This window comes from Aquimarina aquimarini (assembly GCF_900299535.1).
GTDB classification, from domain to species: Bacteria; Bacteroidota; Bacteroidia; order Flavobacteriales; family Flavobacteriaceae; genus Aquimarina; species Aquimarina aquimarini.
Genome location: NZ_OMKE01000039.1, coordinates 194024 through 204709, shown reverse-complemented (window position 1 = coordinate 204709; position 10686 = coordinate 194024). Strand labels below are relative to the sequence as shown.

Genomic DNA, 10686 nt, shown 5'->3' with positions numbered 1-10686 from the left:
AAAAAAGTAGAACAATGAGAATTTCAAAAATTAATCTAATACTAATCGCAACAATAATATTTACAACCATATCATGTAAACAAGGAAATACCACTATAGATAATGAAAAAGAGCAGCATTCAGAAATAAAAAATGATAGTGAAATGCCTAATAAAAATCAGGAAACAGAGGTTGTAAAAAATGTGAAGTTTAACAATGCAACAGCCGATGCTATTTTTCAACATTATATACATATCAAAACAGCATTAGTTAACACAGATGTAAATGAAGCTAAACAAGGAGCAGATATGCTAGCAGAAGCAACAGAAAATACTGTCCTTAAAAAAGTAGCTAAAACAATTAGTGATAATGTAGATGTAGAAAAGCAAAGAATAGCATTTGTAGATCTCACAGCTCGGGTAGAAAAAATATTGAAAGGAAATGTATCATCAGGAGAGATATATAAACAATACTGCCCAATGGCATTTGATAATACTGGAGCATATTGGTTATCAAAAGAAAAAGAAATAAGAAACCCTTATTTTGGTGATCGTATGCTAAAATGTGGAAGTATCACCGAAACCATACAGTAAAAACAAACCACGGTTATCAAACAGAAAAAGGTAAGAATTCAATAATTTTACAACACAATTTTTAAAAACTAAAAGATACAATAAGTCTGCGATAGTTTACTAGATAGAAAAGAGATGATGGTAGACTTATTGTATCTAATTATTGAATGATAATACATATAAACTAAATGGAATATACATATAAAATATCTGGAATGACCTGTAATGGGTGCCGTACAAGTGTTGAAGAAAAGTTATCCAAGGTAGAAGGAGTTCATAAAGTATCTGTTAATCTTGAAAAAGCAGAAGCTACAATCGATATGGCATCAAGTATCACTATTTCTCAACTACAAAAAGGATTACCAGAAAAATTTACAATTTCAGAAAGTTTTACACAGAAAACAATCCCTGAAATAAAAGCAAAAACCAAATTACAACAGTTACAACCTCTATTCATCATATTTGCATACATTATCATAACCAGTATCTTATTACATTATAAACAATGGAGTATTAGTGAGGCAATGTTAGATTTTATGGGGTTATTTTATATTGTATTTAGTTTTTTTAAAATGTTGGATTTAAAAGGGTTTCCAGCTTCTTTTGCTATGTATGACCCAATCGCAAAGCAAATACCTATCTATGGTTGGATATATCCTTTTATAGAAACAGCCCTAGGAATCATGTTTTTAATGAGAATTCAAATACCTATAGCATTAGTAGTAACATTGGTTATTCTTGGAGCAACAACCATAGGAGTAGTAAAAACATTGATGAGTAAAAAAACAATACAATGCGCTTGTTTAGGCACAGCTCTCAAATTACCAATGACAGAAGCTACTTTTATAGAAAACTCTATAATGATAGTTATGGCAATAATTATGGGAATTCAATTGTTTTAAAAAAATGGTACAAAGACAAACTGCAACAAAAATTAGAAAAACACATAGATACTTAGGTATCTTTTTAGGAATTCAGTTCTTATTATGGACTATTAGTGGTCTCTATTTTAGCTGGACAGATATTGATGAGATTCATGGAGATGAATTTAGAAACAAGAATAGTTCACTACAATCTTTTGATAATTTACTAAGTCCAACTCAAATAAAAACAGAAGACCCTATTCAATCATTAGAACTCAAGGAAATAGGAGGGAATCCTTATTATTGGATAAATGATAAAAACCTTTTTGATGCAGTGACAGGAATATATAAATCAGAAATTACAGATACAGAAGCTTTAAAAATAGGAAAGAAAAATATGTCTTCTCATCTCAAAGTAAAAGATATAGAAAAAATAACAGAAGTAGGTAATCATCATGAATATAGAGGCAGACCATTACCAGCTTATGTGATTTCTTATGATCATCCACAAAATGTGCGTGCATATATCTCTGTAAAAGACGGAAGTTTTCAACGAGTAAGACATAGATCATGGAGATGGTTTGACTTTCTATGGATGACACATACAATGGATTATGAGGGAAGAGACGATTTTAATACGATACTTCTTAGAGCTTTTTCTTTATTAGGAGTAGTAACAGTACTGAGCGGTTTTGTATTATGGTTTATTTCATCACCAACCATTAGAAAAATTAAAAAAAAATGATAATATGAATAAGAATATCATTTATATCATAATAGCAGTAGTTGTAGGATTTATAGTAGGATATCTTGTTTTTGGTAATGAGAAAGAGCAACAAGATAAAATCAATCAACAAGACAAAGAACATCAGGCAAAAGAAATGTGGACATGCTCCATGCACCCACAGATTAAGAAAACAGAACCTGGTGATTGCCCTATCTGTGGGATGGATTTAATACTAGCAGAAATTGGTGAAGGAGCACTAGCAGAGAATCAATTTAAGATGACCGCCAATGCCATAGCATTAGCAAATATTCAAACCACTATTATAGGAAATCATACAACCGATAAAAACAGAACTACGCTATCAGGAAAAATAATAGAAAATGAAGAAGAAAATGGAGTGCAAGCAAGTTATTTTGATGGTAGAATAGAGCGATTAATAATCAATTATAAAGGTCAGAAAATAAAAAAAGGACAAAAACTGGCTACTATATACTCACCAGATCTTATTGCAGCTCAACAAGAGCTTATAACTGCTTCATCATTAAAAAAATCACAACCATCGTTATACAAAGCAGTCCGTAATAAATTAAAACTATGGAAATTATCAGATAAACAAATCAATACCATAGAAATATCTGGTAAAGCTCAGGAGAATTTTACAATTTATGCAACCGTTTCTGGAACAGTATCAGAATTAATAAGTGCAGAAGGAGATTATGTAAAACAAGGACAACCCATTTTAAAAGTAAGTAACCTAAAAACAGTATGGGCAGAATTTGATGTCTACGAAAATCAAATTTCACAATTCAAAAAAGGGCAGAACGTAATAGTAAAAACCAAGGCATACCCAGATAAAAATTTTAAAGCTACCATCTCATTTATAAACCCTGTATTAAACAATAAAACAAGAACGGTAAGTATACGAGTAACACTTGTTAATCATGATAATATTTTAAAACCAGGAATGTTTGTTACGGGAGAAGTAAAAGGAACTACCATAACAGGAGCAAAACAGCTTATGATACCTTCTAGTGCTATACTATGGACAGGAAAACGTTCTATTATCTACCGTAAAGTAAATGCAGAAACCCCAATTTTTGAAATGAGAGAAGTTACATTAGGCAACAATGTAGATAATCAATACGTAATCCTTGAAGGGCTTAATGATGGAGATGAGATTGTTACCAATGGCACTTTTACAGTAGATGCAGCAGCACAATTGCAAGGCAAAAAATCGATGATGAATCAAAAAACAGATCGTATAAGTAATACCGATAAAGAAAGAGAAACTAGTTTGAAATTATCAAAAGCATTTCAAAAAGATTTCTTACCAGCAATTACAGAATATCTGTATATGAAAGAAGCTTTTATAACATCAGACGCTACTCAAGTTATTGTATATGCAACTAAGATGGTGAACATACTAGAAGCAATAAAAAGTATAGACATAGGTAATGCAGGAAAAAAACACCTTTCAAAAAGTATAGAAATACTAAATAGCATTTCAAAAAAAGACAATATAGACAATCAGCGCACACAATTTATTTCTTTAAATGAAGAAATAATTAAACTGATATCAAATTTTGATACAGTAGATATGACAATATATATACAGCAATGCCCAATGGCTAATAGAAATAAGGGTGCAGTATGGATAAGCTCAGAAAAAGAAATCAGAAATCCGTATTTTGGGGATAAAATGCTTACTTGTGGTAGTATAATTGATACAATTAACTAATTGTAGAAATATTTTATATAAATTATAAATAAGAACAAAAAGCCACCATATTTCTTTATTTTAGTATGTAAAACAATGAGTTATCATTTTTTTTATGACCAAAAAACTTGCTCAAAATAGCATTTATGATATTTTATATTAGAAACTTTAATATTTTTCATCATAAAATTCTTTAAAAAACCACGAAAGGCATTAATTTTACACCCCAAAAAAAAGAAGGCTATGTCAGAGATAACTACGGAACCAGAAGATAAAAAAACGGGAAAAGAATTATATAGCTACCAGAAGGGAGCAATAGATAGAATTTTTAAAAGTTTTGAAGATGCGCCCGAAGATTATCACTTGTTATATCAATTACCAACAGGAGGAGGTAAGACTGTAATATTCTCTGAAATAGTTAGACAATACCTAAAACATCACAATAAAAAAGTATTAGTGATGACTCACCGTATAGAACTTTGTAGACAAACCTCTAGTATGCTTACGGGTTTTGGAGTTCTAAATAAAGTAGTGGATAGTAAAGCCAATTTGGATGACCAAAGTAAGTATAGTTGTTTTGTGGCTATGGTAGAGACTTTGAATAATAGATTAACAGAAGGTAAGTTAGATATTTCTGATGTTGGTTTAGTGATAATAGATGAAGCACATTATAATTCATTTACAAAACTATTTAAGTTCTTTGAGAAGTCTTTTATACTAGGAGTTACTGCTACACCATTGAGCTCGAATATGAAGCTACCAATGAAAAACAATTATAATGAATTAATTGTTGGAGAAACGATTGAATCTTTGATCAATAATGAGTTTTTGGCACGCGCAGAAACTTTTGCATATAATATGGGACTAACCTCATTAGAAATTGGTTCTAATGGAGATTATACCGTAAAATCTTCAGAAGATTTGTACACAAACAAAGATATGTTGGATAAGTTATTAGATACTTATAAAAGACATTCTTTGAATAAAAAAACATTGATTTTTAATAATGGAATTAATACCTCTCTACATGTTTACGATACATTTAGAGCAGGAGGATATCCTATTGCTCACTTAGATAATACAGCGACCAAAAAACAAAGAGCTCAAATATTGAAATGGTTTAAAGAAACCCCAAATGCAATTCTTACCTCTGTAAGTATTTTGACAACAGGGTTTGATGAACCTACAGTAGATACAATTATACTGAATAGAGCAACAAAATCATTGACATTGTATTACCAAATGATAGGTCGTGGCTCTCGTATCCTTAAAAATAAATCTAAATTTTCAGTAATAGATTTAGGAAACAACCTCTATCGTTTTGGTCCTTGGGGAGCAGATTTAGACTGGCAAAAAATCTTTAACTCTCCTAATTACTATATGGATAAACTCCTTAGTGATGAAGAGATAGAAGGAAAATTCAGGCATGAAATGCCAGAAGAATTACGCGCAGAATTTGCAAACTCTGAAGAAGTTTATTTTGATATCAAAGAAACATACATAGAATCAGTAAAAAAAGGAGAATCATCTAAAGTGGTATTAGAGCGATCCATTGCACAACATGCCAAAATATGTGTTGAGAATAGTGAAGATGTATATGACGCATTAGCTCTTGCCAAAATGTTAGGAGAAGATATAGACCATAGAATTCAAGAATATGCCAAGTGTATAAGTAAGAGTACCTATAACTTTTTAAGCTGGTTAAAAGACGATTACAGAAAAAAGTTAAACGCCTCTTTACGTGATAATTTTGATACCTTGTTTGAAGAAATCCACGGGCACCCTCCTGAAGAATAGGAGTGTGGTTTAAAACTTCCAGAGGATAAAACGACTTTTTTTATTCCCTTGTGTCATCGGTATAATGGTGTGCTGCGCTTTTAGTTTAGTCAATTGTTTTTCTAATTTAGGTAAGTGTTCTTTTTTAGAAACCAAACTCGTGAAAAAACCAACTTGATTTGCAAAAGCAACACTTTGTTTAATCATACGTTTCAAAAACAATGCTTCGCCACCATTACACCATAATTCATTTGCTTGACCACCAAAGTTAAGTTTTAGGTTTTGTGAGTCTCCCAAATTCTTTAATTTGCGTAGTGTTCCCTTGGAAGCCTCTTCTTTTGATGTATGAAAAGGAGGATTACACATGGTAAAATCAAAATAGTCATCATCATTAATAATACCCTCAAAAATATGAGCATTATTAGTTTGATGGCGTATATCAATATTTTTTGATAGCTGTTGATTACTATCCATATTATTTTTTGCAGCTGTTACGGCATTTATACTAATATCAGAACCTACCATATACCAATCATATATCTGTACTCCTAAAATAGGATAAATACAATTAGCCCCCATACCAATATCCAAGCCTCTTACTTTTTTATCACTCTTCTCTTTTTCAAGAATATCATTCAGATGATGAATATAATCAGCTCTGCCAGGAATAGCAGGACAAAGATATCCTTCAGGAATATTCCAATCATTTAAACCATAATGATATTTTAAAATAGCCTTGTTTAACTCTAGAACAGCCTTTGGATTCGAAAAATCAATCGTTAGATTTCCAAAAGTATTTGTATGTAGAAAAGATTCTAAAATAGAATGGCTATTTGCTAGCGCTAAAAAATCGTAAGAAGTATGGTGAATATTATTTGGATGCAAACTAGTATATTTTTGATAGCAAAGATATAGTTAATCCTTAAATTTTCTAATGCATAAAATTAGGTTTAAGAAAGCGTATATTCCTAATAAATATGAAAACTGAAAATTATAAAAAGCAGTCAAATATCATTATTTCCAATAATTTTATCATATTTGCACCATAATTACAAACCAAAAGAAACAAGTTTTATACCTATGATGTTGTATTGTTTACATAAAAAGGACGTGAAGAATGAGGAGTATGAATCCCGATGATAAGGTAAAAAGACTATAAATCATATAAAACAAAGAGCGTCCATCATATTGGACGCTTTTTTTATGCAATTTTTTTAAATGCTTTATTAAATCTTTAAAATTATTCGCCAATCGATAAGTCCAAGACCCTTAGGGATTTGTCTTAAAATTCCTTTCTCCGTATAAAACGGAAAGGGATTCCTATATCTTAAATTAAAATTAACTAACTGATAATCAGTAAAATAAATTTATTTTTTATTTGGATTTTTAAAAAACAAGATTCATATTTGCACCATCAAAATAACCATGTATAACCTTTAAAAACCGAAGTACTATGACTTTTATTAAAACATATGACAGTACTGCAAAAGAGCTAGGTTCTTTTACAGGAACGCTTCGGGACTTCCTTCAATAATACATAAACTGCATTATATATGAAGTCCGAAGCCATAAAGTTTCGGACTTTTTTATTCAATCTTCAAGTAAGGTCAAAAAACTTCTGAAACCGATATCAGTTTATTAATAATCAAAAAAATAAAACAAGTGCAATCATATTCGAATCATTAATAGCGATTTCGAACATTCAAGAGAATAACCGGAATCATTTATAAGAAGACATTCTAAATTAAAAAATATGTCTAATGAAACCGGCACATATAAAAAGCCAAAGACAAAAAGAAGTTCGTAGTATTCGCAAGAGGCAATATCAAATCTTGCTAGAGCAAAAAGCACTGGGATACATTAAATTAGAAAAACCAATACGTCATGGTTGGTTTAAAGAATTAGTGATTACTACTCATGTAGAACGCTATAAAAATCAAGAACATATTCTTGAAATATATAAATCACTAATAAAATCATTTTGGGGAAGAACAAAAGAAGAAGCCGATAGAAAATGGAAGGCAGAAACCTCAAAATATTTGATCAACAAAGATATTCCAACGCTAAGCAAAAGGAGATATAATCAATTAAGTGATGAAGCAAAGTGCTTATGTGTTCCTTTTTATTATTACACAGAGAAGAAAAAACTAAAACTAAGGTTTTATGTTAATCTTCCTCAAGGAACCTATAAAATAAAATTTACAAGAGCATATGTAACTCACAGTAAGAGAATAGATCCTGAACTAGAAAGCGAAGCAGCACTTTTGAGTCAAGAACTCTTAAAAAACGAATACTACAATATAAGTCATAAAGGATTAGGGTGGAGAGACCGTTGGCAAACCTCTCTAAATAGAAAAGAAAAATTAAAAATCAATTGTATACTTAGGGAACTTAAAAAACACCCTATACAATCGATTTGTAACCAGATATTATCATGGGAAAGAAATTAAGCGGAAAGGACCTAATAAAATTAGGTTTTCCAAAAAACAATAGTATTAATGTGACTTTGGGTCAAATTAATAGATATCAGAAACGAGTAAAAAAAGAAAAAATATTAGCAGAAGCCAAAAGAGTATTACTTAATCCAGCATCATACCAAGGAGATGGCGTGTGGGGTAAGATTGCAGAAAGTTTATTAAAACCAGTAGAAGTCAAAAAACACAGCTTGAAGCCAGTACGATCACCATTTACAATATATGGAGCAAATGAGATAGAAGAACAAGCAAAATACCAATTGTTTGATGCACTCAAGCTACCAGTTTCTGTAGCAGGAGCACTAATGCCCGATGCACATGCAGGATATGGATTGCCTATAGGAGGTGTACTAGCAACAAAAAATGCAGTAATTCCTTACGCAGTAGGAGTAGATATAGGCTGTAGAATGTGTTTAACCATGTATCCAATTGCAATCTCTTACCTCAAAGGAAAAAAGCAACAGTTAGAAAATATACTATCTGAGCATACCAAGTTTGGCATGTATGAAACCCATAAAGTAAAGCATGATCACCCAATCTTTGAACGAGATGAATTCAAAACCATTCCGTTGGTAAAAAGATTAAAAGATAAAGCTTATAAGCAATTGGGAACCTCAGGAGGGGGAAATCATTTTGTAGAATTTGGTGTTGTTACAATTACCGATACGTCAAATGAATGGGGATTAGATGCAGGAGAGTATCTAGGAGTATTATCACACAGTGGTTCGAGAGGTTTAGGTGCAAATATAGCAAAGCACTATACCTATTTAGCCACCAAGCAATGTCCGTTACCAAAACATGTACAACAATTAGCATGGTTAGATTTGAATACACATGACGGTCAAGAATATTGGATGGCTATGAATCTTGCTGGTGATTATGCGCAAGCATGTCATGATAATATTCATTTCAGGATTGGCAAATTATTAGGAGCAAAACCTGTAGTGAAAATTGAGAACCACCACAATTTTGCATGGAAACAAGAAGTGAATGGAGAAGAGTGTATAGTACATAGAAAAGGAGCAACACCAGCGGGAAAAGGAGAATTAGGCATTATTCCGGGATCCATGACAGCACCAGGATATATAGTGAGAGGATTAGGTAATGAAGAAAGTCTAGAATCTGCATCACATGGAGCAGGGCGGTTACTATCCAGAAGAAAATGCAAAGAAACCTTAACCAAAAGTGAGATCAAAAAACAATTAAAATCTCATGATGTCACCCTAATTGGTGGCGGGGTAGATGAAGCACCTATGGCATACAAAGACATTAATAAGGTGATGGCTAATCAAAAAGAGCTAGTAGAAGTTCTGGGAACATTTACACCCAAAATTGTTCGAATGGACAAATAAAAAGATATAAAATGAATCAAAAAATAATACAAATAACAGCAGGTAGAGGCCCAGCAGAATGTTGCTGGGTAGTTGCCAAGGTTTTAAAATATTTTCTTCAGGAGGCACAAAGTATAGGGGTAACATATACGATACTTCAAAGAGAAAAAGGGATAGAAAATGGTACAGTACAATCTGCCAGTATTCGACTGGAAGGAAAAGAAGTGGCATCGTTTTTAAAATCGTGGATAGGTACTATCCAATGGATTGGTAATTCAACTTTTCGTAAATATCATAAACGAAAAAATTGGTTTATAGCCATGTATGAAGTAGAACAATTTTATCATGACAAGGTCAATGAAAAAGATATTACATATCAAGCCATGCGTAGCTCTGGACCAGGAGGTCAGCATGTAAACAAAGTATCTTCTGCCATTCGGGCAATACATCAACCTACGGGGATAAATGTAGTAGCAATGGATAGCCGTTCTCAACATCAAAACAAAAAAATCGCAACCAAACGATTGATAGAAAAGATACAAGAAGCTGAATTAGAAAAGATAAAGAAATCATTAGCCACACAATGGGAAAATCACCTTGCAATACAACGAGGTAATCCTATAAGAGTGTTTAAAGGAACAGACTTTAAAAAGCAAACTAAAATCAAAAATTATAAAAATCAACGAAATCAGTTAAAACAAGAGTTGAAAAATAAATTAAAGACATAAAAAATGAACAATTTATTAGATAAGTACATATTTCAGGCATTAGACGCCTATCCATATAATCTAGAGGAAGCTGTAGAATCTTTGAATTATGCACTGTCTTATGATGACAAAAACCCAATAGCATTAGGCTTAATGGGACAGATATATGCCGAAAATTTGAAGAATTACGAAACCGCAAAAGAATATTATCAGCAAGCATTGGCAGAAGATATGTATACACTTGATGTGTACCCAAAATATATCAATGTTCTGTTATGGAACGAAGATTATGACGAAGCAGAAAAATTAATTGATTTTGCACTTACCATCAAAGGGACTGATAAAGCAGTGTTACAGGTAAAAAAGGCAATTCTTTTTGAACAAAAAAGGCAGTATAAAAAAGCATTAAAATGCTTAAAAATCGCAAAAGGATATACATATAACACTCATTATATCAATACTATTGAGGATGAGAAAATGAGAATTAAAAACAAAAAACCTAAGAAGAAGAAAACTTCAAAAAAAGGAAAAAAGAAATAA

Annotated in this window: 10 protein-coding genes; 9 read left to right on the top strand and 1 reads right to left on the bottom strand. The window is 31.6% G+C overall.

All coding sequences use genetic code 11. The features are described 5' to 3' along the window. Nucleotides 1-14 precede the first annotated feature (14 nt). The 5 genes from DG508_RS16550 (at nucleotide 15) to DG508_RS16530 (ending at nucleotide 5655) form a co-directional block, all read left to right on the top strand. A complete protein-coding gene (locus DG508_RS16550) occupies nucleotides 15-572 on the top strand; it encodes a DUF3347 domain-containing protein (RefSeq protein WP_108869209.1) in 558 nt (185 codons plus the stop codon). Between the two features lie 167 nt (nucleotides 573-739). Continuing rightward, entirely contained in the window at nucleotides 740-1453 is a 714-nt protein-coding gene (locus tag DG508_RS16545; protein ID WP_108869208.1) for a heavy metal translocating P-type ATPase, read from the top strand. A gap of 4 nt (nucleotides 1454-1457) precedes the next feature. Further along, entirely contained in the window at nucleotides 1458-2159 is a 702-nt protein-coding gene (locus DG508_RS16540) for a PepSY domain-containing protein (RefSeq protein ID WP_108869207.1), read from the top strand. Between the two features lie 4 nt (nucleotides 2160-2163). Then, nucleotides 2164-3879 (top strand): efflux RND transporter periplasmic adaptor subunit, encoded by a 1716-nt coding sequence (locus DG508_RS16535; protein ID WP_108869303.1) that lies wholly within the window; start codon nucleotides 2164-2166, stop codon nucleotides 3877-3879. 222 nt (nucleotides 3880-4101) lie between these two features. Further along, entirely contained in the window at nucleotides 4102-5655 is a 1554-nt protein-coding gene (locus DG508_RS16530) for a DEAD/DEAH box helicase (protein WP_108869206.1), read from the top strand. A 9-nt stretch (nucleotides 5656-5664) separates the two neighbouring features. Here the strand turns inward: DG508_RS16530 and rlmF are convergent, their stop codons facing one another. Then, the gene (gene rlmF, locus DG508_RS16525) at nucleotides 5665-6519 is read right to left on the bottom strand and encodes a 23S rRNA (adenine(1618)-N(6))-methyltransferase RlmF (RefSeq protein ID WP_108869205.1); all 855 of its coding nucleotides are present in this window, start codon (nucleotides 6517-6519) and stop codon (nucleotides 5665-5667) included. An 875-nt stretch (nucleotides 6520-7394) separates the two neighbouring features. Here rlmF and DG508_RS16520 point away from each other — a divergent pair. Genes DG508_RS16520 through DG508_RS16505 form a run of 4 tightly spaced genes read left to right on the top strand, consistent with a single transcriptional unit; the run spans nucleotide 7395 to nucleotide 10686 of the window. After that, nucleotides 7395-8084 carry a hypothetical protein gene (locus DG508_RS16520; protein ID WP_108869204.1) on the top strand — a complete coding sequence of 230 codons (690 nt, stop codon included), beginning with the start codon at nucleotides 7395-7397 and terminating at the stop codon, nucleotides 8082-8084. After that, nucleotides 8069-9460: an RtcB family protein gene (locus DG508_RS16515; protein ID WP_108869203.1), complete on the top strand. Its 1392-nt coding sequence runs from the start codon at nucleotides 8069-8071 to the stop codon at nucleotides 9458-9460. Before DG508_RS16520 ends, DG508_RS16515 begins: the two co-directional genes overlap by 16 nt. An 11-nt stretch (nucleotides 9461-9471) precedes the next feature. Beyond that, nucleotides 9472-10167: a peptide chain release factor H gene (gene prfH / locus DG508_RS16510; RefSeq protein WP_108869202.1), complete on the top strand. Its 696-nt coding sequence runs from the start codon at nucleotides 9472-9474 to the stop codon at nucleotides 10165-10167. 3 nt (nucleotides 10168-10170) lie between these two features. After that, a complete protein-coding gene (locus DG508_RS16505; RefSeq protein ID WP_108869201.1) occupies nucleotides 10171-10686 on the top strand; it encodes a tetratricopeptide repeat protein in 516 nt (171 codons plus the stop codon).

Bases quoted from the DNA above. Each gene is read 5' to 3' on its own strand.
- DG508_RS16550 (WP_108869209.1), top strand. From the start codon at position 15: ATGAGAATTTCAAAAATTAATCTAATACTAATCGCAACAATAATATTT.
- DG508_RS16545 (WP_108869208.1), top strand. From the start codon at position 740: ATGGAATATACATATAAAATATCTGGAATGACCTGTAATGGGTGCCGT.
- DG508_RS16540 (WP_108869207.1), top strand. From the start codon at position 1,458: ATGGTACAAAGACAAACTGCAACAAAAATTAGAAAAACACATAGATAC.
- DG508_RS16535 (WP_108869303.1), top strand. From the start codon at position 2,164: ATGAATAAGAATATCATTTATATCATAATAGCAGTAGTTGTAGGATTT.
- DG508_RS16530 (WP_108869206.1), top strand. From the start codon at position 4,102: ATGTCAGAGATAACTACGGAACCAGAAGATAAAAAAACGGGAAAAGAA.
- DG508_RS16520 (WP_108869204.1), top strand. From the start codon at position 7,395: ATGAAACCGGCACATATAAAAAGCCAAAGACAAAAAGAAGTTCGTAGT.
- DG508_RS16515 (WP_108869203.1), top strand. From the start codon at position 8,069: ATGGGAAAGAAATTAAGCGGAAAGGACCTAATAAAATTAGGTTTTCCA.
- prfH (WP_108869202.1), top strand. From the start codon at position 9,472: ATGAATCAAAAAATAATACAAATAACAGCAGGTAGAGGCCCAGCAGAA.
- DG508_RS16505 (WP_108869201.1), top strand. From the start codon at position 10,171: ATGAACAATTTATTAGATAAGTACATATTTCAGGCATTAGACGCCTAT.